The organism is Nonomuraea sp. NPDC049504, from assembly GCF_040676845.1.
GTDB lineage: Bacteria > Actinomycetota > Actinomycetes > Streptosporangiales > Streptosporangiaceae > Nonomuraea > Nonomuraea salmonea.
In genome coordinates this window covers 135969-158572 of the sequence record NZ_JBFAPT010000003.1, presented here as the reverse complement: position 1 = coordinate 158572, position 22604 = coordinate 135969, and the positions used below count along the sequence as shown (strand labels likewise).

Genomic DNA, 22604 nt, shown 5'->3' with positions numbered 1-22604 from the left:
GCGACGGCGAGGTGGATCAGATCGTGCGGCGCCGGCGCCAGGTGAGAAAGCCGCCTAAGGTCAGGTAGGCGAGAGAAGCGAGATGTACCCCCATCGCGGCGTCGGCGAGGAGGCGGTACATCATGGCTGCGCGGTCGCCGCCTTCCAGGCGTTCACGATGCCGTGACCGTAGAAGCCGTTGTCGTCGGTGTCGCCCTGGCACAGGTGTTTCTCGCTGGTGCCGAAGGCGTTGTAGGTGTACTCGCGCGGGCTGGGGCAGGCCTTGGGGGTGGCGGTCTTGTAGAGCAGGTCCTGGACGGTGTCGGGGGCGAGTTCGAGCCCGCCCTTGCCGGGCTTGCCGAAGCGGCTGATGAGGATGGCGGCGACGCCGGTGGCGTGCGGCGCGGCCATGGAGGTGCCTTCGAGGTACTGGTAGTAGGAGCAGGGGCCGCCGGTGCAGTCGCGTACGACGTCGGCGCCCTTGGGCTTGCCGTCCTTGCCGACGCGGCCCGCGGCGCGCAGCACGTGTTCCGGCGCGGCGGCGAGGATGGACCTGGTGACGTTGACGCCCTGCCCGTCGAGCACGTCGCCGCCGGGGGCAGAGACGTCGGTCTGCTCGACGCCGTAGTCGCTGTAGGCGGCCTTGCGGCCGGAGGGGCCGAGCGCGGAGACGGAGATGACGCCTTTGGACTCGGCCGGCACGTTGACGCAGGAGTTGTCGATCGTGCGTTCCTTCTCGTCGCCCTTGGGGTAACCGGGGCTCTGCTTGTCGATCTTGGGGTTGCCGAGGTCGGTGGAGCCGTTGCCGAGGGCGGAGATGAGGGTGACGCCGCGCTTGCGCGCGTAGTCGAGTGCGCGCTGCATGCCGGTGATGATGGCGCGCTGTTCGAGCTGCTGTTTCTTGGTGTCGGACTTGTTGGCGCGGCAGTTGAACAGCCAGGGGTCGACGTAGTAGCTCATGTTGACGACGTCGACGCCGATGTCGGCGGCGTAGGTGAGGGCGTCGAGGCTGGGCTTGAGGAAGAAGAAGCCGGAGTCCTGGCCTGCCCTGATGTTGACGATCTGGACGCCGGGCGCGACGCCGGCGATGCCGATGCCGTTGATGGGCGAGGCGATGGTGCTGGCGACGTGGGTGCCGTGGCCGTCGTCGTCGGCGTCCACGGGGTCCTTGCAGTTCTTGGCCTCGCAGGGGCCGTCGAGGGTCTCGCCGTAGTCGTCCTTGGGGCGGTCGGTGACGAAGTTGCGGCTGAGCTCGCGGTTGAAGTTGGGGGCGATGTCGGGGTGTTTGCCGTCCACGCCGGTGTCGATGACGCCGACGAGGACCTTCTTGCTGCCGGGGACCTTGGCGTTGGCGCGGTCGGCGCCGATCATGCGCATGTCCCACTGGCGGGGGGCGAGCGGTTCGCCGGCCCGCTTGGTGAACGCCTGCTCGTCGGGGAGTGCTCGCGTGACGGGCTTCGATGCCGTACGCCCGATGCTGCGGTCGGGGCTGACCCCGACGACGGCGGGGTCGCCGCCCACGGCCGCCTGGAAGGCGCCGTCGCCCCCGGCGGCGAGGAGGTAGCCGAGCTTGGTGTTGTCGGCGACGGTGGTGCCGCCGGCGCGTTCGACGGCGGCCTTGGCCTCACGCCCGCGGCCGTGCTCGTAGAAGACGAGGTATTCGGGCTGTCCCTGGCCTTGCGGGGTGGGTTTGCGGGCGGCCTCGCCGGGCTGGGGGGCGGTGGCGGAGCAGGCCGCGAGGGTGACCGCGGCGGCCAGCGCCGTCATGCCAGAGGCGAGCCGCCGCATAGTTCCCCCAACGCCTGAATGCCGCAGAATCTGAATGTTCCCGACAGTCAACCAGTGATGCAACCGAGTGGTGAAATTTCGGTTGATGGTGGGCGAAGCGGACCTCTATCCCCCAGCCCGCTTCGCCCCTTCAGGCGCGTGTCAGTCGCGGTGGCTCAGCCGTACGTCAGGAAGCCAGGCCAGCAGCACCGCGGCGGCCAGCATGATCGGCCCGGTCCACGCGAACACCCCGGTGATCGCGTCCGCGAAGGCCAGCTGCGTGGCGTGCCGTACGGCCTCGGGCAGCGCCTGGACGGCGGCGGGGGTGAGCGCGGCCTGCCCCGGCGCGAGGCCGGCGGCGAAGACGCCGCCGAGCGCCGACACGCCCACCGCGCCGCCGACGCCACGGGCGAACGTGACGGCCGAGGTGGCCGCGCCCCGGTCGGCCGCGGGCGTGGTGGTCTGGACGGCGAGCAGCAGGTTCTGCCCCATCACGCCCAGCCCGAGCCCGCACAGCACCATGTACGCCCCCGACGCGACCGCCCCGGTGCCGAGGTCCATGGTGGCGAACAGCAGCCCGGAGATCCCGGCGCAGACGGCCCCGCCCACGATGAGCCACTTGTACCGGCCGAGCCTGGTCACCAGCTGCCCGCCGAGCGTGGAGGCGACGATCATGCCGCCCATGAGCGGGAGCAGCAGCAGCCCCGAGTCGGCCGCCCCGGCGCCGCGCGCGAGCTGCAGGAACATGGGCAGGAAGGTCGCCATGCCGAGCATCGCGGTGGCCATGAGCACGACGGTGACGATGGGCAGGGTGAAGGAGGCCGAGCGGAACAGCCGCAGCGGCAGGATGGGCTCCTCCGCCGCGCGTTCCGCGAGGACGAACAGCACGGCCAGCAGCACCGCGCCGGCGCCGAGCCCGATGATGACGGGCGAGGTCCAGGCGTGCACGGTGCCGCCCCAGGAGGCGAGCAGGGTCAGGCAGGTCAGCAGGCCGGCGATGAGCGCGGCGCCGAGCCAGTCGACGCGGTGCGGCGAGGTGCGGCGGGGCAGCTTGAGCACGGCGAAGGCGACGGCCAGCGCGACGGCGCCGAGCGGCAGGTTGATGTAGAAGATCCAGCGCCAGGAGATGTGCTGGGTGAGGTAGCCGCCGACGAGCGGCCCGGCGATGGAGGCCAGCCCGAAGACGCCGCCGAACAGGCCCTGGAAGCGGGCACGCTCGCGGGGGGTGGCGAGGTCGGCGGCGATGGTCATGGTCAGCACCATGAGGCCGCCCGCGCCGATGCCCTGGAAGGCGCGGAAGGCGATGAGCTGGCCCATCGACTGGGCGACGCCGCACAGGGCCGAGCCGATGACGAACAGGACGATGGCCGCGAGGTAGAGGGTGCGGCGGCCGTACATGTCGCTGAGCTTGCCGAACAGCGGGGTGGCGATGCCGGAGGTCAGGGCGAACGCGGTGACCAGCCAGGACAGGCTCTCAAGCCCGTGCAGCTCCCCCACGATGGTGGGCATGGCGGTGGCCACGACGGTCTGGTCGAGCGCGGCCAGGAACAGGGTGATGATGAGTGACCCCATGCTGACCCAGAGTGTTCGCCTCGGGGTGGACTGCTGGGGGATTGTCGCTACCATGAGTCGACTCCTTGCTTCTTTTTCGCGAGAGGGCAGGAGTGATCCGCGGCGATCGGGGGTGCCACCCCGGTCGCCGCGCTTGTCTTTCCTCAGGAGAGTCAGAGTCCGTTTTCGAGCAGCGTGAACGCCTCCTCGAGCAGGTCCTCCACCGCGCCGCCGCCGGCCAGCGACTCCTGCACGGCCGAGATGGCCGCGCCGAAGGCGACGATGACGAGCAGCCTGGCGTGCACGGCGCTGGTGACGCCTGGACGGCCGCTGACGGCGCCGAAGAGGCTCTCCATCAGCTTCGTCTCGTCGACGGCCCTGGCCTTGGCGGCCAGCTCGGGGTGACGCCTGCGCAGCTCGGCGAACGGCTTCATGTCGGCCATGATCGGCCGCAGCCGCGCGGCGAGCGTACGCGCCACGACCTTGAGCGACTCGAAGGCGGGCTCGTCCGCGGGCCTTTCCTGCAGCAGCCCGATGAACTCCTCGGGCGTCCACATGGGGCCGGGGGCGAGCGCCTCCTCCTTGGAGGCGAAGTAGTTGAAGAAGGTGCGCGGCGAGATGTCGGCCGCCGCGCTGATCGCCTCCACGGTGGCGGCTTCGAGCCCCTGGTCGAGCGCGATGCGGACGGCGGCCACCCTGATGGCCTGCCGCTTCTCGGCCCGGCGGCGCTCACGCCGCTCCTGCGGACTCTCCATGCCTTGCACTGTACGCACCTTTTGCACACTCTGCAAGACATGCAGAGTGTGCAAAAAGCAGAGCGCCCGCCACAAGGGCAGGCGCTCCGGAGAACGAGCAGGTCAGACCAGCGGACGCGCGGTCGGCAGGATCGGGTACGGCAGCGCCGTGTCCCCGGTCAGGAACCGGTCGACGCCGGAGGCGGCGGCCCGACCCTCGGCGATGGCCCACACGATGAGCGACTGGCCGCGCCCCATGTCGCCCGCCACGAAGACGCCGTCGACCTTCGACATGTACGTCTTGTCGCGCGCCACGTTGCCCCTGGCGTCGTAGAAGCCGTCACCGGCGACCTCGGCCAGGTCCTGCAGCAGCGAGCCCTTCTCCGGCCCGAGGAAGCCCATGGAGAGCGTGACCAGCTCGGCCGGGATCTCCCGCTCGGTGCCGGGGATCGGCTTGAAGCCGTTCTGCGGCCCCTCGACCTCGACCAGGCGCAGGGCCCGCACGTTGCCGTCGTCGTCGCCGACGAACTCGGTGGTGGAGACCGCGTAGACGCGCGCTCCCCCGCCCTCGGCCAGCTCCTCGTGGGCGCTCTCCATCTTGAACAGCATCGGGTAGGTCGGCCACGGCTGGCCGGCCGGCCGCGTGGCGGGCGGCTGCGGCATGATCTCCAGCTGTGTGACGGACGCGGCGCCCTGCCTGATCGCGGTGCCGATGCAGTCGGCGCCGGTGTCGCCGCCGCCGATCACCACCACGTGCTTGCCCTCGGCCGAGATGGGCGAGGCGGGCAAGTCGCCCTCCTGGACCTTGTTGGACAGCGGCAGGTATTCCATCGCCTGGTAGATGCCCTTGAGCTGGCGCCCGGCCACCGGCAGGTCGCGCCACTGGGTGGCGCCGCCCGACAGCACCACGGCGTCGAACTGCTCGCGCAGCTCGGCGGCGGTGATGTCGACGCCGACGTTGACGGAGGTGCGGAACTCGGTGCCCTCGGCCCGCATCTGCTCGAGCCGGCGCTCGATGTGCCGCTTCTCCATCTTGAACTCGGGGATGCCGTAGCGCAGCAGGCCGCCGATGCGGTCGGCCCGCTCGAACACCACCACGTCGTGCCCCGCCCTGGTGAGCTGCTGGGCGGCGGCCAGGCCCGCCGGGCCCGAGCCGACGACCGCGACCTTCTTGCCGGTCTTGACGGCCGGCGGCTGCGGGCGCACCCAGCCCTCGGCGAACGCGCGGTCGATGATCTCGACCTCGACCCGCTTGATCGCCACCGGGTCGGAGTTGATGCCGAGCACGCACGCCGCCTCACACGGAGCCGGGCAGAGCCGGCCGGTGAACTCGGGGAAGTTGTTGGTGGCGTGCAGCCGCTCGATGGCCTCCTGCCAGTCGGTGCGGTAGACCAGGTCGTTCCACTCGGGGATGAGGTTGCCCAGCGGGCAGCCGTTGTGGCAGAACGGGATGCCGCAGTCCATGCAGCGGGCCGCCTGCTTGGTCAGCTTCTCCTGGGAGAAGTCCTGGTAGACCTCGCGCCAGTCGCTGATGCGGACGTCCACGGGACGGCGCGCCGGCAGCTCCCGGTCGTGCGTGAGAAAACCCTTCGGGTCAGCCATGCGGTACGCCTCCCTTAACCCTGAACCGCGGCCGCCATGACGGCCTCGTCGATGTCCCTGCCTTCGATGCGGGCGGCCTCGGCGGCCTCCAGCACCCTCTTGTAGTCGGTCGGCATGATCTTGCCGAACCTGGCCAGCGCCGCGTCCCAGTCGGCCAGCAGCTGCTTGGCGACCGGCGAGCCGGTCTCCGCGAAGTGCTTCTCGACGGTCTCCTTGAGGAACTCGGCGTCCTCCTCCGTGAGCGCCTCGATGGCGACCATCTCGCGGTTGACCCGCTCGGGCTTGAGATCCAGCAGGTACGCGATGCCGCCCGACATGCCGGCCGCGAAGTTGCGCCCGGTCGGGCCGAGCACCACGGCCTTGCCGCCCGTCATGTACTCGCAACCGTGGTCGCCCACGCCCTCGACGACCGCCGTCGCACCGGAGTTGCGCACGCAGAACCGCTCACCCACGACGCCGCGGATGAACACCTCGCCGGAGGTGGCGCCGTAGAGGGCGACGTTGCCGGCGATGATGTGGCCGTCGAGCGGCGCCCCGTCGTGCGGCCGCACCGTGATGCGCCCGCCCGACAGGCCCTTGCCGACGTAGTCGTTGGCGTCGCCGGTCAGCCGCAGCGTGATCCCGCGCGGCATGAACGCGCCGAACGAGTTGCCCGCCGAGCCGGTGAAGGAGATGTCGATGGTGTTGTCGGGCAATCCCTTGCCGCCGTGCCGCTTGGTCACCTGGTAGCCGAGCATGGTGCCGACCGTACGGTTGACGTTGCGGATGGGCAGCTCGAGCGTCACCGGGGTGCCGTCGTCGATGGCGCCCTCGGCGAGCTGGATGAGCGTGTTGTCGAGCGCGTGCTCCAGCCCGTGGTCCTGCTCGACGAGCCGGCGCAGCGCGGTGCCGGCGGGCAGCTCGGGCCGGTGCAGGATCGGCGACAGGTCGAGGCCGCTGGCCTTCCAGTGCTCCTCGGCCGCCGTCGTGTCGAGCAGCTCGACGTGCCCGATCGCCTCGTCGAGCGAGCGGAAGCCCAGCTCGGCGAGGTATTCGCGGATCTCCTCCGCGATGAACTCGAAGAAGTTGACCACGAACTCCGGCTTGCCGGTGAAGCGCTTGCGCAGCTCGGGGTTCTGCGTGGCGACGCCCACCGGGCAGGTGTCGAGGTGGCAGACCCGCATCATGACGCAGCCGGAGACCACCAGCGGGGCGGTGGCGAAGCCGTACTCCTCCGCGCCGAGCAGCGCGGCGATGACGACGTCGCGGCCCGTCTTGAGCTGGCCGTCCACCTGCACCACGATGCGGTCGCGCAGGTCGTTGAGCAGCAGCGTCTGCTGGGTCTCGGCCAGGCCGAGCTCCCACGGCGCGCCCGCGTGCTTGAGCGAGGTCAGCGGCGAGGCTCCGGTGCCGCCGTCGTGGCCGGAGATGAGCACCACGTCGGCGTGCGCCTTCGACACGCCGGCCGCGACCGTGCCGACCCCGACCTCGGCGACCAGCTTCACGTGGACCCTGGAACGCGGGTTGGAGTTCTTCAGGTCGTGGATGAGCTGGGCGAGGTCCTCGATGGAGTAGATGTCGTGGTGCGGCGGCGGCGAGATGAGGCCGACGCCGGGCGTGGAGTGGCGGGTCTTCGCGATCCACGGGTAGACCTTGTGACCGGGCAGCTGGCCGCCCTCGCCGGGCTTGGCGCCCTGCGCCATCTTGATCTGCAGGTCGTCGGCGTTGACCAGGTATTCGGAGGTGACGCCGAACCGTCCCGATGCCACCTGCTTGATCGCCGACCTGCGGGCCGGGTCGTACAGGCGCTCGGGGTCCTCGCCGCCCTCGCCGGTGTTGGACTTGCCGCCGAGCCGGTTCATCGCGATGGCGAGCGTCTCGTGCGCCTCCATGGAGATGGAGCCGTACGACATCGCGCCGGTGGAGAAGCGCTTGACGATGCTCTCGACCGGCTCGACCTCCTCGATGGGGATCGGCGTGCCCTTGCGCAGCTTGAACAGGCCGCGCAGGGTCATCAGCCGCTCCGCCTGGGAGTCCACGAGGTTCGTGTACTCCTTGAAGATCTCGTAGCGGCGGGTCCTGGTGGCGTGTTGCAGCTTGAAGACGGTCTCGGGATTGAACAGGTGCGGCTCGCCCTCGCGCCGCCACTGGTATTCGCCGCCGACCTGAAGCCTGCGGTGCGGGTTCTCCACCCGCGGGTAGGCGTGGCGGTGGCGCTGCGCGACCTCCTCGGCCAGCACGTCGAAGCCGACGCCGCCGAGACGGGAGGTGGTGCCGGTGAAGCAGGAGTCGATGACCTCCTGGCTCAGGCCGAGTGCCTCGAAGATCTGCGCGCCGGTGTAGGAGGCCACCGTGGAGACGCCCATCTTGGACATGACCTTGATGACGCCCTTGCCGTACGCCTTGATCAAGTTGCGCACGGCCTTGTGCTTGTCGGCCTTGAGCGCACCGCTGTCGACCAGGTCCTCGATGGTCTCGATCGCCAGGTAGGGGTTGATCGCGGCGGCGCCGTAGCCGATGAGCAGCGCCATGTGGTGGCACTCGCGGGCCTCGCCGGTCTCGATGACCAGGCCGATCTTGGTGCGGGTCTTCTCCTGGATGAGGTGGTGGTGCACCGCGCCCGTCAGCAGCAGCGACGGGATCGGCGCCCGTTCCTCGGAGGAGCCGCGGTCGCTCAGCACGATGATGCGGGCGCCGTCGGCGATCGCCCTGGACGCCTCGGCCCTGATCTCCTCCAGCCGCCGCAGCAGGGCCTCGCCGCCGCCGGAGACGTCGTACAGGCCGCTGATCACGTAGGGGTGGAAGCCCGGCAGGTCGTGCTCGTCGTTGATGTGGATGATCTTGGCGAGCTCGTCGTTGTCGATCACCGGGTACGGCAGCACGAGCTGCCGGCAGGAGCTGGGCCCCGGGTCGAGCAGGTTGCCCTCGGGCCCGAGCGTGCTGGCCAGGGAGGTGACCAGCTCTTCCCTGATGGCGTCCAGCGGCGGGTTGGTGACCTGCGCGAACAGCTGGGTGAAGTAGTCGAACAGCAGCCGCGGCTTCTCGCTCAGCACGGCCACGGGCGTGTCGGTGCCCATGGAGCCGATCGGCTCCTGGCCGGTGCGCGCCATCGGCGACAGGATGATGCGCAGCTCTTCCTCGGTGTAGCCGAAGGTCTGCTGCCGCTTGACGAGCGCCTCGTGGGTGGGGATCTCGCGCTGGCGGGCGGGCAGCTCCTCGAAGCGGACGAGCCCGGCGTGCAGCCAGTCTTCGTAGGGGAGCTCGGCGGCGAGCTCGGCCTTGATCTCGTCGTCCTCGATGATCTTGCCGCGGGCGGTGTCGATGAGGAACATCCGGCCCGGCTGCAGGCGGCCCTTGCGGACGACGTCCTCCGGCGCGATGTCCAGCACGCCGGCCTCGGAGGCCAGCACGACCAGGCCGTCGGCGGTCACCCAGAAGCGGCCTGGACGCAGGCCGTTGCGGTCGAGCACGGCGCCGGCGACGGTGCCGTCGGTGAAGGTGATCGAGGCGGGGCCGTCCCAGGCCTCCATCATCGTGGAGTGGAACTCGTAGAACGCGCGCCGCGCCGGGTCCATCTCCGTGTGGTTCTCCCACGCCTCCGGGATCATCATGAGCACGGCGTGGGGCAGGCTGCGGCCGCCCATGTGGAGCAGCTCGAGTGCCTCGTCGAAGCTGGCGGTGTCGCTGCCATCCGGGTCACAGATGGGGAAAAGTCGCGAAATATCGCCCGGAATGTGGGCGGAGGCGAGCATCGCCTCGCGCGCCCGCATCCAGTTGCGGTTGCCCTTGACCGTGTTGATCTCGCCGTTGTGGGCGATGTAGCGGTAGGGGTGGGCCAGCGGCCAGCTCGGGAACGTGTTGGTGGAGAAACGCGAGTGGACCAGCGCGATCGCCGTCGCGTAACGCTCGTCGCTCAGGTCGGGGAAGAACGGCTCGACCTGGTCGGGCGTCAGCATGCCCTTGTAGACGATCGTCCGCGAGGACAGCGAGGGGAAGTAGACGTCGGCCTCGTGCTCGGCCCGCTTGCGCAGGCAGAACGCCAGCCGGTCGAGCTCGAGCCCGGCACGGCCGTCCTGGTCGGCGACGAACAGCTGCGCGAAGTGCGGCATCACGGCCCGCGCGCTCGGGCCGGGCAGGTCGCGGTCGACCGGCAGCTCACGCCAGCCGAGCACGCTCAGGCCCTCCTCGGCCGCGATCTCCTCGATCAGGCGGACGGCGACCGCCCTGGCCTCGGAGTCGAACGGCAGGAAGGCGATGCCGGTCGCGTACGAACCGGCCGCGGGCAGCGTGAACGGCACGCTCGCCCGGTAGAACTCATCGGGGATCTGCGTCAGGATCCCGGCTCCGTCGCCGGTGTCCGGCTCGCTACCCTTGGCCCCCCGGTGATCGAGATTGCACAGCGCCGTCAGCGCCTTGACCACAATGCCGTGATCACGCCGACCGGCGACGTCGGCGACCATGGCGACACCGCAGGCATCGTGCTCGTTGGCGGGGTGGTAAAGACCCTGAGGCTCGGGGAACCCGAGGTGGGCAGCAGGCATTGAATCCCTCCCGTCGTCTTCGTCTGTCTGAAACTCCTGCACAGGCGAGGGACGACGTTGGCCCTGCTGCATATCGTGGGTAGAGGTTACCTCACCCTGCCGGAATGGTGCCCGCCGCGTCCGCATTGCGAACCTTGGCAGCCGTCCCGACATCCGAACTCGCTATCCCAAACCCCGGACACCGCCCGCGAAATTCCCGCTCAGCCCCCCGATTTCCGCCACCCGAATCGACTTCCCTTACCCACCCGCGCATCCCCCTCCCCCACCCACCGCCCCAGGCCCCCCACCGGCCCCTTCGCCCCCACTTCCGGGCCGGCCTCACCCAAGTCCAAAACCTGAACACCGGCCACCCACACCTCACCGGCACCACCGTCGCCGGCGGGGCGCGCACGTGGCACGGGGCCGCCTTGTTGAGGGCCGCCGGTCACCCGCGCCCCAGCAGCATCGCAGGCGCCGCTGCGGCGCACGTGCAGCCGGGGTGCCTGTGGGGGCCGCCCTGCTGAGGGCAACCCTGTGGGGGCATCCCTCTGGGGGCCGCCCTGCTGGGGACCACCCTCTGGGGGCAACCCTCTGGAGACCACCCTCTGGGGGCAGCCCTCTGGAGACCACCCTGCTGAGGGCAACCCTCTGGGGCCGCCCTGCGTCCCAGCCCTCGCGGCCCCCGTTCACCTGTCCCTCTCCGACCCGGCGGGCGGCGGTGGGCGGATCTTGGGGGTAGGGCACCGATAGGGTTCGGTCATGGAGCGTGACGGGGTGGAACGGCTGCTCACCGAGGCCAGGGCCGACAGCAGGCGACTGCGGCACGCCCTGGCCCTGCTGTGCGACGGCCAGTGGTGGACGCTGGCCGGCCTGGTGAGGGAGACCGCGACGTCGCGGCGTACCATCGAGGCCCTGCTCCGCGAGCTCACGCTGGAGCACGACGGTGACCGGATGCGCGTCCCTCTCATCGACACGCCCGCCTACCAGGACCTCATCGCCGTGGCGCCGCCACCGGAGGACCCGGTGGCGCATCTCGTCCCTCACTACGCCCACGTGCTCGACCGCCTCGCCGGCCTCATCGCCAAGGCGCCGCGCGCCCGCCACGTGCTCGACCACGTCTCCGCCACGCCCGAGACCGTGCTGCGGCGGGCGCTGCTGCTCGGCGCCCGCTTCTGGCTGCCCGGCACCCGGTTGCTGTGCGTGGGCGACCACGACCTGACCTCGCTGGCCGTCAAGCTGGTGCATCCGGAGACGGACGTGACGGTGGTCGACGTGGACGAGCGCATCCTGGCCTACATCGACGAGCAGCGCCTCGGCGTCCGTACGCGCTGGGCCGACCTCCGGCTCGGCCTGCCCGCCTCGGCTCGTGACCACGACCTGGCGCTCACCGACCCGCCGTACACGCCGGAGGGCATCGGCCTGTTCGTGGCGCGCGCGGTGGAGGGGCTGCGGGACGAGGGGCGGGTGCTGCTGGCGTACGGGGCGAGCGAGCGTACCCCGATGCTGGCGCTCAAGGTCCAGCAGGAGCTGACCGAGCTCAACCTCGCCTACGAGGCCGTTTACCCCGACTTCAACCGATACTTCGGCGCGGAGGCCATCGGCTCGGCCGCCGACCTCTACCTCCTGCGCCCCACCAGCAAGACCCGCCCCGCCGTGCAGTCGCGCCTGTCCCGCCAGTCCACCGCCATCTACACGCAGGGCCCGCAGTCGATCGAGAGCGCGGGCCCGTCGGTGGCGCCGGCCGAGTCACTCGCCGGTTTCGAGCCCGACCTGCTGGTCGGCGAGTGGCCGAAGGACCTCACCCAGCCCCGTGTCAGGCTCTCGACGTGGCTGGCCAAGCCCCACGCCACCGCGCCGACCCGGGTGGCCGTCTCCGTGCCACCCGGCCTGGAGTCCGCGATCCCGCGCCTGCTGCTGGCCACCCGCGCCGCTCACGTCCGCGTCGTAGGCGCGGCTCTGCCGCCCCTGCCGGAAGTCCTCACCACCGTGTACGACGTCCGCGACGCGACCGAGACCGCCTACGACGCCGTACGCCGCCCCGAGCCCACCGCGGAGGCCGAGGCGGTGCTGCGCAGAATACTCGACAACGGACACGCCAAGATCGCCAACACGTGGCGGGAGGCACTGATCGCCGTCGCCCGCGCCCAAGGTACGACCCTCACCAAGAACGAAGCCCGCGCCCTGATCCGCGAGGCCGCCGACTGGTCCGACGCCCTGATCCCCCTCGAAACCCCGCTGCACCACCTCTCCGCGCTGCCCTCGGCCGTCACCACCACGGTCACCGCCCTCACCACCACAACCTGACCCGCCCGCCCCCATCGGGTCTGGCCCGGCCCGTGGGGTCTGGCCCAGCACCCATCGCGCCCGGCCCGGCACCTGTCACGCAGCAGACGAGCACCCCGCCACGCCCGGCCTGAGCATCCGGCACCGTCCGCCCCGGATCAACACCGGCCATGCCCTGCCCTCATCGCGCGGCACCGTGACCCGCCTCACCCGCCTCGATTCCGCCTGGCCCGTCCATCTCCCATTGCGCAGCGGGCAGGCGAATCCAAGCCGCGCGTGCGGGCGGACCGGCAGCTCCTACGTCGCCGCCACGATGCGGCTCTGGACCACCCGTCCCAACCCATCCAGGGCGATGAGGGCGGTGACCAGTTCCTGCGCGGACGCCTTGCCGCCCACCCAGCTCACCGTCACGTAATGCCCCATCGCACGTACCTGCGCGCTGCTGCCGGCGACCTCGAAGGGGATGTCCTGCCGTACGAACGCGTCCTTGCGCAGGTCTGTCACCAGCGCGTCGGCCGCCTGCCCGTCGCTCAGGTTGAAGATGATGAACTGACCGGACACCGACCCGCCCTGGTACGTCGCCCGCAACGCCTGCGTGCACCCCTCGGCCGTGGTGCCCGAGAGCAGCTCGGAGCAGTCGGCGAACGTGTCGGCCGCGACCCGGCGCAGGGTGCCCAGGGTCTCGGCGGAGGAGGGGAAGACCTCGTCGGCGGTGAGCGGGGTGGCGTCGTTCTGGCGGTTGTCGATGGCCGCGTAGAAGGCGGAGGTCGCTTCGGTACGCAGGGCGGACGGCCGGGGCGTCTCCCTGCCCAGCCACATCCATCCGCCCACGGCGACGGCCACGACCAGCACAGCGGCCACCAGCGACAGGAACACGCGCCGGGACATCAGGACGACGGCCCCGTGATCGACACGACGCGACGGTAGACCGCCTTCTCGGCCCCGCGCAGGGCGAGGGTGAGCGAGACGTAGTCGTCCTTGGCGGTGGGCTCGGCGCCGTCCACCCGGCCCAGCCACACCAGCCCGACGTAGTGGCCGAGCGCGTAGCCGCCCGCCTCGGAGTAGCCGCCGGGCGGGAAGGCGGCCTTGCCGGAGGTCAGGGGCTGCACCCAGCCGCCCCGGTAGAGCACCTTCAGCTGCTCCACCAGGTCGCCCGCCGACTGGGCGTCCTTGAGGTTGAGCAGCGTGTACTGGCCCACGTAGCGGCCGTCGGAGCTGAGGTAGAGGCCGCGGGCGGTCTGCGTACAGCCCGCTTCGGCGGCCAGTTCGACGAGCTCCGCGCCCTGCAACGCCTGCGAGCAGTCGCGGTCGAGTTTCTTGGCGGCGAGCTTCAGCTTGAGCTTCTTGGAGACGGTCAGCTCCTTCTGGCTGAACACCTCCTTCTCCGTCAACGCCTTCCCGTCCTTCGTACGCTCGGCCACGGGGTCGAACAGCTTGGGCGAGTTCCAGCCGTGGAACACCTTGGGCAGCACCGTGTCCGGTGCGAGCACGGCCGCGGTGGCCTGCCTCTCCGGCGTGTACGTGCCCAGCGACCTGATCACCGTCACGAACCCGACCCCCGCCACGATCACGGCGACCACCGTGGAGATGATCACCAGCAGCCGCTGCCGCTCAGGCCGCATGCCCATGTCGGTGAGGACGGGGAACTGCCAGTCGGAACGCGGCGTCCGCCGCCGCTTCCGCCCCTTCCCGTCATCCTCACCACGGGCCACGCCCTCCGACGCCTCGCCGCCACTCGCCGCACTCCCGGCCGCGGCGCCCCGCCCCCGCTTACCACCTCGGGACAGCCCCTCCAGCGGCAACCCAAGACCACTCTCGTCATCCTGGCCACCGCGCGCCCGCGAACCGAAGTCCACCTCATCCTTGGCCCGCCCGCCATCACCCTTCCCCCGGCCACGGAACCCCAGCCTCCGCCGCTGCCCACCTTCATCGTCCGCAGCGCCGGAACCACCCCAGAAGTCCTCATCCTCATCAGCGGGCGCCTCACCGGCCGCAGCCGCCCGCCGCCCCTTGGCAGCTCCCCGACCGCGGCCTTCCTTGGCAGCACCCCGCCCCCGACCACCGTCGACATCAGCCCGGCCATCACCCTCAGCAACAGCGGCATCGCTCCCAGCACCAGCCCGACCAACGGAGTCGCTCCCGCCGGCGGCCCAGCCAAGAGGGTCACTCCCAGCGCCAGCCCGACCATGCGGGCCGCTCCCGGCACCAGCCCGACCGAAAGAGTCACTCCCGGCACCAGCCCCGCCCAGGGGGTCGCCTTCGACACCACCCCGGCCCCGGCTTTCGCTGACCGCCGCCGACGGGGCACCGCTGTCCGCGTTCGCACGCCGGCGTCCTCGACCAGCAGCGGCACGCCTACCGTCCTCCGGCCCTGGCGCCGACGAACCACCACCCGCAGACCTGCCGCCCTCATCCGTGGCCGCTCGCCGCCCACGACCGGACGCAGCCCGCCCGTCCTCGTCCGGCCCGGTCGCCGACCATTCCCCGCCGGCCGACGCCGCGGACTGCTCGGCCCGGCGAGCGGCCCTGCGCCCACGACCACCCCAAGAACGCCTGGACGCCTCACCCTCGGCCCGGCCCTCAAGAGCCGACCCCCAGATGTCATCCGCCCCCGCTACCGCCTGACCGCTCTCCTCACGGGACGCCGCCTTCCTGTCGCTATCGGCTGCCTCCCAGCCACCACTTCGAGCCCCACCCCCATGCCTACCGGGATCGGTCCCGGCAGCCGACCAGGCATCGCTAGGCGTGCCCGCCCCCGCTATCGGCCACCCAGCGGCATCGGTGCCGCCCGCAGCAGACTGCCCATGGCGACGCGCCCGCCGACCCCCCGAACGCGACCTCCTGCCACCCTCAGCCCCCGCCTCCGGAACCCCCTCACCAACGGAACGACCATCCCCAGCAGCCCGCCCGTCATCAACGAACCAGCTATCGGTCACAGGCCGGCCGTCACCCGCCGACCCGACATCACCAGCCCGCCACCCACCGGTACCCGACCGCCCGTCCGCAGCCGACCAACCACCGGTACCCGAGCGCCCATCACTCACAGACCTCACATCACCGGCCCGCCACCCACCAGTGCCGGCCCCTGTATCAGCAGCGGACCAACCGCCACTGTCACCCGAACCACCACCCGCAGGCCAACCACCGGTGCCCGAGCTGCCATCGCTCGCAGGCCAACCACCGGTGCCCGAACGACCGTCACCCGCAGGCCGACCACGCGCACCAGAACGGCCACCACCAGCAGACCGACCGCCCGAACTAGAGCGGCCACCATCGGCAGCCCAACCCCCGGTGCCCGAACCACCGTCACCCGCAGGCCAACCACCAGTACCCGAACCGCCGTCGGCCGCGGGCCAACCACCAGTGCCTGAGGTGCCATCGTTCGCAGGCCAACCACCAGTACTGGACCGGGCGTCGTCGGCGGGCCAGCCGCCGGTTCCCGACCGGCCGTCACCGGCGGGCGGGGCATCGCTCAGGGGTTGGGCGTTTTCGGCGGCGCGCCTGCCACGGCCACGGCCTCGGCCCCGGCTGTCGCCGAAGGCCTCCCACCCGTCGCTGCGCTGACCGCTCACCGTACCGGCATCCGACCAAGCGCCAGGGCCGACATCGCCAGCACCTGTCCGAGCGCCGCCGGCATCGGTCCCTACGCCGGCGGCGCCCATCCCAGCACCCCCGGCACCCGTCCCAACGCCGTCGGCGCCCATCCCAGCACCGCCGCCACCCGTCCCGGCACCGCCGCCGCGCGCCTCAGCACCGCGCCCGCCCTCCATCTGAGCGCCACGGCTGCCGCGCCTTCCAGCGCTGCGCCTGCCTCGTGCCCCAGCATCACGGCCGTCGCCCGTCCCGGCGCCGCCGTAGGCATCCCCCTGACCCGCGCCCGCACCGGCGACGTAGTCCGTGCCGACGCCATAACCACCGAAGCCCCCGGTGCCACCGTCACGGCCGTCGGCGGGGACGCCTGCGCCGGGCCAGACGCCTTCGCCGGGCCCCTGCCCGGCTCCCTGCCCGTACCCCGGCGTGGACTCGGACCCGAATCCGGATCCTGACCCGAACCCAGAACCTGACCCGAACTCGGAACCTGACCCGAACTCAGATCCTGACCCGAACTCCGGGCCGACGCCGGGCTCCGGGCCGGAGCCAGTGGCAGAGCGGCGCGAGTTGGAGCGGTTGCGGCCGCGGCCGGTGCCGTCGCCGCCGGAGCGGCCGGAACCAGGGTTGGCGCGTCGGCGGGCCATCACAGCCCCGCCGCCTCGATGACGTTGCCGAGGGCGAAGGTGACCGCTGCCGCCACCGCCCCCACCAGGAGTTGCCGCAGCCCGGAGTACCACCAGCTGCGGGCGGTCACCGCCGACACCAGCGCCCCTGCGGCGAACAGCGCGCAGCAGGACACCACAGCGGAGATCACCAGCTCGCGCGCCCCGAACAGGTACGGCAGCAGCGGCAGCGCCGCCCCCACCGCGAACGACACGAACGACGAGACGGCGGCCACCACCGGCGACGGCAGCTCGTCCGGCACCACGCCGAGCTCGTTACGGGAGTGCACCTCGAGCGCGCGTTCGGGGTTGCGGGAGATCTGGCGGGCGACCTCGGCGGCCAGGGCGGGCGACACGCCCTTGTCGACGAAGGTCTGGGCCAGCTCGGCCTGCTCGTCCTCGGGGTGGTGGGCCAGCTCGCGCCGCTCGACGGCGATCTCGGCCTGGGCCAGCTCGCGCTGGCTGGCGACGGAGACGTATTCGCCGCCCGCCATGGACAGGGCTCCGGCGGCCAGCCCGGCGACGCCGCCGAGCGCGACCACCCTGGGGTTGGTGCTGCCGCCGGCCACACCTGCGATGAGCGCGAAGTTCGACACCAGGCCGTCCATCGCGCCGAACACCGAGGGCCGTAGCCAGCCTCCGGTGACGTCGCGATGGTGGTGGTGGACCTCCGCGCGATCGCTCATCGGGGGTTCTTCTCCTTCGTCACGGTCTCGGCCTCCACGGGCCCCGCCTGCTCGCCCTCCTCCTGAGCCGCCGCAGAAACGACATCGTCGCCCTGCGCCGACGACCCGGACGCGGCCGGGTCAGCGCCGACCGAGGCGGAGGCGCCGGACGCGCCAGCGGCGGAGGAGCCAGGAGCATCGGAAACGGACGTGTCAGAGGCGGAGGCGTCAGAGCCCGACGCGTCGGAAGCGGAGGCTTCGGCGCCCGGCTTGTCGGTGCCGGACGGTTTGTCGCCGTCAGCCTCATCGGCCGAGGAGGCTCCGGACGGTGGCTCGCCGGACGAGCCCTCGGTGGTCGTGGACGAAGAGTCGGTGGTCGTGGACGAGGACTCGCCCGTGCCGGGGTCGGCCTGGCCGGCGCCGTGGGCCGGGTCGGGCTCGTCGGGGCCGGACTCGGGCAGCGCCACGATCTCCTCGCCCGTCTTGTTACGGGTGGCGAAGAAGTAGACCAGCGCGAGCACGAACAGCACGATCGAGGTCCACTGGTTGATGCGCAGCCCGAGGAACTCGACCGCGTGATCGACCCCGCCGACCGGGTCGATGCGCAGCCCCTCGATCCAGAAGCGGCCGAGCGTGTAGCCGGCGACGTAGAGGGCGAACAGCCTGCCGTGGTGCAGCGCGAAGCGGCGCCCCGCGAAGATGAGCAGGAAACCCAGCGCGACGTCCCACAGCGACTCGTACAGGAAGGTCGGGTGGTAGAGCACGCCGGGCTCGCCGCCGTGCTCGACGTCGATCTCGAGCCCCCACGGCAGGGTGGTCGGCGAGCCGTAGAGCTCCTGGTTGAACCAGTTGCCCCAGCGGCCGATGCCCTGCGCGAAGGCGATGCCGGGCGCGACCGTGTCGGCGACGGCGCTCATGGACAGGCCGCGTTTGCGTACGGCCAGCCAGACGCCGAGCGCGCCCAGCGAGACGGCGCCCCAGATGCCGAGGCCGCCCTCCCATATGAACAGGGCCTGGTAGGGCTCCTTGATCGCGCGGCTGCCGAAATAGGTCTGCCAGTCGGTGATGACGTGGTAGAGCCGGCCACCGATCAGGCCGAAGATGACCGCGGGAACCGCGATGTCCACGATCGTCCCCGCCTGGCCGCCGCGGGCGCGCCAGCGGCGCTCGCTCAGCCAGACGGCGACGATGACGCCGAGCACGATGCATAGCGCATAAGCCCGGATCGGGATGATTCCGAGATACCAGACCCCTTCTGAAGGGCTGGGAATCGAGGCTAGGGGCATGTCAAGCGAGGGTAGCGGAAGCGGGCCTACTTGGCCGCCTCGGTAATCTCATCACGCAGCTGCGACGGGCTGAACAGTACCTGATTGTCTATTTCTGTTCCGTTCAGTTTCACTGTCGGCGTGTGATCGAGCTTCTGCTCTTCGCTGACCTTCTTGCTGTACGCCAACTGCGCGTCGGCGTTCTTGTTGCTGGTCACGCACTGGTCGAAGCCGGGCGTGTCGACGCCGGCGTCCTTGCCCCACTGCTTGAGCTGGTCGGGCAGGAAGCCCTCCTCGGTCTCCGGAGGCTGGTTCTTGAAGAGCAGGTCGTGGAAGGCCATCCACTGCTTGCCGTCGGCGACGCAGCGGGACGCGCTGCCGGCGCGTACGGAGTTGGCCCGCGTCGGGTCCTGCGAGAAGATCGTGATCGGGTGATAGACGACCTTGGCCTTGCCCTCGGCGGCGAGGTTCTTGAAGGTCTGGCCGCTGACGCGCTCGAGCTCCTTGCAGGCCGGGCACTGGAAGTCCTCGTAGATGTCGACGACCGGCCCTGTGACGCCGTTCTGGGCCATCACCGCGGTGCCGTCGGACTGCACGGTGATCGGCGCGAGGGCGCCGAGGGCCTCCTCGGAGCGCGAGGTGCTCGCGGCGTACCACGCACCGAGGCCGACGGCCGCCACGGCGACCACGCCCGCGGTGGTGTACGTCACGATGCGGCGGCGCTTGTCGCGGGCCCGCTGGGCGGCCTGCTGCGCCTTGATCTTGTCGCGCGCGGACTGTGACTTGGTCTTGGTGCGCTCGCCCTTGCTCATCCTTCGTCCTCCCCCTCATCAACACCATTGTCGCCCCCGAGACCGAGAGCTCCGTCGAGCGCGAAACGGCCCGGCGGGAAGCGCACGGCCCACGCGCCGAGCAGCACGAGGCCGAAGTCGCGCAGGATGTCGAGCAGGTAGGTCGGCTCCTGTCCGGCACCCAGCTGGCCGCCGCCGCCGAAGCAGCCGCAGTCGATCCGCAGGCCGTTCGCCCACGCCCAGGCGATGCCGAAGACGAACGCGAACATGAGCAGTGCGGCGATCACCGCGGCCGCCCTGGTCAGCAGACCGACGACCAGCAGCACGCCGACCACGATCTCCAGGATGGGCAGTGCGTAGCCCACCGCGACGGCGATCGATTCCGGCAGCAGCTGGTACGCCTTGACCGCGACCACGGAGTCGGCCGGGTTGCCGATCTTGAGCGCGCCCGCCGCGATCAGCACCCCGCCCAGAACCAGCCGGGCGACGGTCGTCACCCAGGGTATCGCCGTTCTCGCCATCAGTGACGATTGTGACGCGGCCACTAGTGTTCTCCTCTTTCTCTGCGCCGGAAAGCGCACAGTACCCGCGACTATCCGATCACGTCCGGGATAAGCGTCAGCTAAGCGCGTATCCTGCCGCTGAACTGGGAGGTTCGCCGCAACCCACCCTCAACCGGGCAAAGATCGATCCCCCGTCCGGAACGTCAGGAACGCGCGCGCAACGCACCCTCCTGGCGCGAAGGCAGGGCGAGCCCTGCCGGCCACGCCGAAGGACGGCGGCAAGGCGCGCAGGGCGTCAGCACGTGCGAGGTGGCGGCCGAGCCTCGCCCAGGGGCGGGAGGCAGGCCAACGGCGCACCCCACCGCGAGCGGCACGAGCCCGACCGGTGCCTCCGCACCTCGCAACCGGTGGGGGCGGGCCCTCGCACGTCAAAGGTGGTGGCCGTGGCCGCACGTCCGATGCGGCGTGCCAAGCCGATGGTACGCGTGCCGGCGCGGGTGGCGGAGCCAGGTCAGCCGCGCGCAGCCCAGAGCCGGGTGGCGGAGCGATCGGCCCGGCGCGGCCCCGTACAGGCCGCGCCGAGGCGTCAGCGGCGGACGCCCTTCGCCATGTCGCGGGCCAGGGTGGCGATCGACTCGCGGCCGGCCGCCTCGTCGGGGGCGTCGAGGATGCGGCGGATGAAGGCCGAGCCCACGATCACGCCGTCGGCGTAGCCGGCCACCTCGGCTGCCTGGGCGCCGGTGCCGACGCCGAGGCCCACGCAGACGGGCAGCTCGGTGTGGGCGCGGGTACGCTCGACCAGGCCCTGGGCTGCGACGTTGACGGTCTCCCTCGCGCCCGTGACGCCCATGAGCGAGGCGGCGTAGACGAACCCGGTGCAGCAGTCGACGACGGCCTTGATGCGCTGCTCGGTGGAACTGGGCGCGACGAGGAACACCGTGTCGATGCCGGCCGCGGCGGAGGCCGCGCGCCAGGGCTCGGACTCCTCGGGCGTCAGGTCGGGCGTGATGGTGCCGACGCCGCCGGCGTTGGCGAGGTCGCGGGCGAACCGGTCGGCGCCGTATTTGTCGATCGGGTTCCAGTAGGTCATGACGAGCGTCGCGGCGCCGGTGGCGGCCACGCCTTCGACGGTGCGCATGACGTCGGCGATGCGGGTGCCGTTGACGAGCGAGCGGTGCACCGCGTCCTGGATGGTCGGCCCGTCCATGAGCGGGTCGGAGTAGGGCAGGCCGATCTCGATGACGTCACAGCCGGCCTCCACCAGGGCCGCGGCGGCGGCGACGGCGCCGTCTTTCGACGGGAAGCCCGCGGGCAGGTAGCCGACGAGCGCGGCCCGGTTGTCCGCCTTCGCCTTGGCGAAGACCGTCTGAAGAGTCGTCATGTCCGTCCGTTCCGAAGGTCGAATCCCACCATGATGCCCTGCTCGGCGCCCGGCCCGAAGCCTTCGGGCGTCAGCGGGCCGGCGGTGTCACAGGTTGAAGTACTTCATGGCCGTGCCCATGTCCTTGTCGCCGCGCCCGGAGAGGTTGACCAGGATGATCGCCTCGGGGCCGAGCTCGCGGCCCAGCTCGAGCGCGCCGGCGAGCGCGTGGGAGGACTCGATGGCGGGGATGATGCCCTCGGTCCTGGCCAGCAGCGAGAACGCGGCCATCGCCTGGTCGTCGGTGACGCCGTGGTAGGTGGCGCGGCCGGTGTCCTTGAGCCAGGCGTGCTCGGGGCCGACGCCGGGGTAGTCGAGGCCGGCGGAGATCGAGTGGGACTCGATGGTCTGGCCCTCGTCGTCCTGCAGGACGTAGGTGCGCGAGCCGTGCAGCACGCCGACCGAGCCGGCGGTGAGGGTGAGCGCGTGCTCGCCGCTCTCCAGGCCGTGGCCTGCGGCTTCGTAGCCGTGCAGCTGGACGCCCTCGTCGCCGATGAAGGCGTGGAAGGCGCCGATGGCGTTGCTGCCGCCGCCGACGGCGGCGCAGACCGCGTCGGGCAGCCGGCCGGTCAGCTCGAGCATCTGGCGGCGGGCCTCGACGCCGATGATGCGCGCGAAGTCGCGCACGATCTCGGGGAACGGGTGCGGGCCCGCGACGGTGCCGAACAGGTAGTGGGTGGTGTCGACGTTGGTCACCCAGTCGCGGAACGCCTCGTTGATGGCGTCCTTGAGTGTCTGGGAGCCGTTGGTGACGGGCACCACGGTCGCGCCGAGCAGCTTCATCCTGGCGACGTTGAGCGCCTGGCGCTCGCAGTCGACGGCGCCCATGTAGATGACGCACTCGAGGCCGAGCAGCGCGGCGGCGGTGGCGGTGGCCACGCCGTGCTGGCCGGCGCCGGTCTCGGCGATGACCCGCTTCTTGCCCAGCCGCTTGGTCAGCAGCGCCTGGCCCAGCACGTTGTTGATCTTGTGGGCGCCGGTGTGGGTGAGGTCTTCGCGCTTGAGTATGACGCGCGCGCCGCCGGCCTGCTCGCTGAAGCGCGGCACGTCGGTCAGCGTGGTGGGACGGCCGGCGTAGGTGCGCAGCAGGTGGTCGAACTCCTTGATGAACTGCGCGTCGTTCTTGGCCTTCTCGTAGACCGCGGCCACCTCGTCGAGCGCCGGGATGAGCGCCTCGGGCACGTATCGGCCACCGAAGATGCCGAACTTGCCGTGCACGTCGGGGTCGTCGCCGTGCGCGCCGTTGCCCGCCAGGTCGGCGGCGGTCAGGATGGTGCCTTCGTTTGCCACTG

General features: G+C 71.2%; 16 protein-coding genes. 1 reads left to right on the top strand and 15 read right to left on the bottom strand.

The window, feature by feature from the left end:
* Positions 1-120: 120 nt before the first annotated feature.
* The 5 genes from AB0K28_RS07165 to gltB form a co-directional block, all read right to left on the bottom strand.
* Complete coding sequence (locus tag AB0K28_RS07165) at positions 121-1767, bottom strand: S8 family serine peptidase (protein WP_364366192.1); 1647 nt, start codon at positions 1765-1767, stop codon at positions 121-123.
* Between the two features lie 141 nt (positions 1768-1908).
* Positions 1909-3318: an MDR family MFS transporter gene (locus AB0K28_RS07160; RefSeq protein ID WP_364366189.1), complete on the bottom strand. Its 1410-nt coding sequence runs from the start codon at positions 3316-3318 to the stop codon at positions 1909-1911.
* Positions 3319-3470: 152 nt separating this feature from the next.
* Entirely contained in the window at positions 3471-4052 is a 582-nt protein-coding gene (locus AB0K28_RS07155; protein WP_345401490.1) for a helix-turn-helix domain-containing protein, read from the bottom strand.
* Positions 4053-4154: 102 nt separating this feature from the next.
* Positions 4155-5633 (bottom strand): glutamate synthase subunit beta, encoded by a 1479-nt coding sequence (locus AB0K28_RS07150; protein WP_345401487.1) that lies wholly within the window; start codon positions 5631-5633, stop codon positions 4155-4157.
* Positions 5634-5647: 14 nt separating this feature from the next.
* Entirely contained in the window at positions 5648-10153 is a 4506-nt protein-coding gene (gltB, locus tag AB0K28_RS07145; protein ID WP_364366185.1) for a glutamate synthase large subunit, read from the bottom strand.
* A 738-nt stretch (positions 10154-10891) separates the two neighbouring features.
* On the opposite strand from gltB, the gene AB0K28_RS07140 reads away from it, so the two are divergent.
* Positions 10892-12436 (top strand): bis-aminopropyl spermidine synthase family protein, encoded by a 1545-nt coding sequence (locus AB0K28_RS07140; protein ID WP_364366182.1) that lies wholly within the window; start codon positions 10892-10894, stop codon positions 12434-12436.
* 276 nt (positions 12437-12712) lie between these two features.
* Here the strand turns inward: AB0K28_RS07140 and AB0K28_RS07135 are convergent, their stop codons facing one another.
* From AB0K28_RS07135 to trpB, 10 genes are all read right to left on the bottom strand, one after another.
* Positions 12713-13303, bottom strand: coding sequence for a hypothetical protein (locus AB0K28_RS07135; protein ID WP_364366179.1), 591 nt, complete (start codon positions 13301-13303; stop codon positions 12713-12715).
* Positions 13303-14127, bottom strand: a complete 825-nt coding sequence (locus AB0K28_RS07130) for a hypothetical protein (RefSeq protein ID WP_364366176.1) — start codon at positions 14125-14127, stop codon at positions 13303-13305. The genes AB0K28_RS07135 and AB0K28_RS07130 overlap by 1 nt, the downstream gene beginning before the upstream one ends.
* A 1337-nt stretch (positions 14128-15464) precedes the next feature.
* The gene (locus AB0K28_RS07125; RefSeq protein ID WP_364366173.1) at positions 15465-15794 is read right to left on the bottom strand and encodes a hypothetical protein; all 330 of its coding nucleotides are present in this window, start codon (positions 15792-15794) and stop codon (positions 15465-15467) included.
* Positions 15795-16058: 264 nt separating this feature from the next.
* Entirely contained in the window at positions 16059-16196 is a 138-nt protein-coding gene (locus AB0K28_RS07120; RefSeq protein ID WP_364366170.1) for a hypothetical protein, read from the bottom strand.
* Between the two features lie 453 nt (positions 16197-16649).
* On the bottom strand, positions 16650-17354 hold the full coding sequence (locus AB0K28_RS07115) for a VIT1/CCC1 transporter family protein (protein WP_364366167.1): 705 nt from the start codon (positions 17352-17354) through the stop codon (positions 16650-16652).
* Positions 17351-18619 carry a prolipoprotein diacylglyceryl transferase gene (gene lgt, locus AB0K28_RS07110; RefSeq protein ID WP_364366164.1) on the bottom strand — a complete coding sequence of 423 codons (1269 nt, stop codon included), beginning with the start codon at positions 18617-18619 and terminating at the stop codon, positions 17351-17353. Before lgt ends, AB0K28_RS07115 begins: the two co-directional genes overlap by 4 nt.
* Positions 18620-18645: 26 nt before the next feature.
* Entirely contained in the window at positions 18646-19410 is a 765-nt protein-coding gene (locus tag AB0K28_RS07105) for a thioredoxin domain-containing protein (RefSeq protein ID WP_345401466.1), read from the bottom strand.
* Entirely contained in the window at positions 19407-19910 is a 504-nt protein-coding gene (locus tag AB0K28_RS07100) for a MauE/DoxX family redox-associated membrane protein (protein WP_355431813.1), read from the bottom strand. The genes AB0K28_RS07105 and AB0K28_RS07100 overlap by 4 nt, the downstream gene beginning before the upstream one ends.
* Positions 19911-20478: 568 nt before the next feature.
* Positions 20479-21273 (bottom strand): tryptophan synthase subunit alpha, encoded by a 795-nt coding sequence (gene trpA / locus AB0K28_RS07095; protein WP_345401463.1) that lies wholly within the window; start codon positions 21271-21273, stop codon positions 20479-20481.
* 87 nt (positions 21274-21360) lie between these two features.
* Positions 21361-22566 carry a tryptophan synthase subunit beta gene (gene trpB, locus AB0K28_RS07090; protein WP_345409700.1) on the bottom strand — a complete coding sequence of 402 codons (1206 nt, stop codon included), beginning with the start codon at positions 22564-22566 and terminating at the stop codon, positions 21361-21363.
* Between the last annotated feature and the right edge of the window lie 38 nt (positions 22567-22604).

Coding starts and splice junctions, on each gene's coding strand:
- AB0K28_RS07100 (WP_355431813.1), bottom strand. CDS start 19,910: ATGGCGAGAACGGCGATACCCTGGGTGACGACCGTCGCCCGGCTGGTT.
- AB0K28_RS07140 (WP_364366182.1), top strand. CDS start 10,892: ATGGAGCGTGACGGGGTGGAACGGCTGCTCACCGAGGCCAGGGCCGAC.
- trpA (WP_345401463.1), bottom strand. CDS start 21,273: ATGACGACTCTTCAGACGGTCTTCGCCAAGGCGAAGGCGGACAACCGG.
- AB0K28_RS07160 (WP_364366189.1), bottom strand. CDS start 3,318: ATGGGGTCACTCATCATCACCCTGTTCCTGGCCGCGCTCGACCAGACC.
- AB0K28_RS07155 (WP_345401490.1), bottom strand. CDS start 4,052: ATGGAGAGTCCGCAGGAGCGGCGTGAGCGCCGCCGGGCCGAGAAGCGG.
- AB0K28_RS07135 (WP_364366179.1), bottom strand. CDS start 13,303: ATGTCCCGGCGCGTGTTCCTGTCGCTGGTGGCCGCTGTGCTGGTCGTG.
- AB0K28_RS07115 (WP_364366167.1), bottom strand. CDS start 17,354: ATGAGCGATCGCGCGGAGGTCCACCACCACCATCGCGACGTCACCGGA.
- AB0K28_RS07105 (WP_345401466.1), bottom strand. CDS start 19,410: ATGAGCAAGGGCGAGCGCACCAAGACCAAGTCACAGTCCGCGCGCGAC.
- gltB (WP_364366185.1), bottom strand. CDS start 10,153: ATGCCTGCTGCCCACCTCGGGTTCCCCGAGCCTCAGGGTCTTTACCAC.
- lgt (WP_364366164.1), bottom strand. CDS start 18,619: ATGCCCCTAGCCTCGATTCCCAGCCCTTCAGAAGGGGTCTGGTATCTC.
- AB0K28_RS07165 (WP_364366192.1), bottom strand. CDS start 1,767: ATGCGGCGGCTCGCCTCTGGCATGACGGCGCTGGCCGCCGCGGTCACC.
- AB0K28_RS07125 (WP_364366173.1), bottom strand. CDS start 15,794: ATGGCACCTCAGGCACTGGTGGTTGGCCCGCGGCCGACGGCGGTTCGG.
- AB0K28_RS07150 (WP_345401487.1), bottom strand. CDS start 5,633: ATGGCTGACCCGAAGGGTTTTCTCACGCACGACCGGGAGCTGCCGGCG.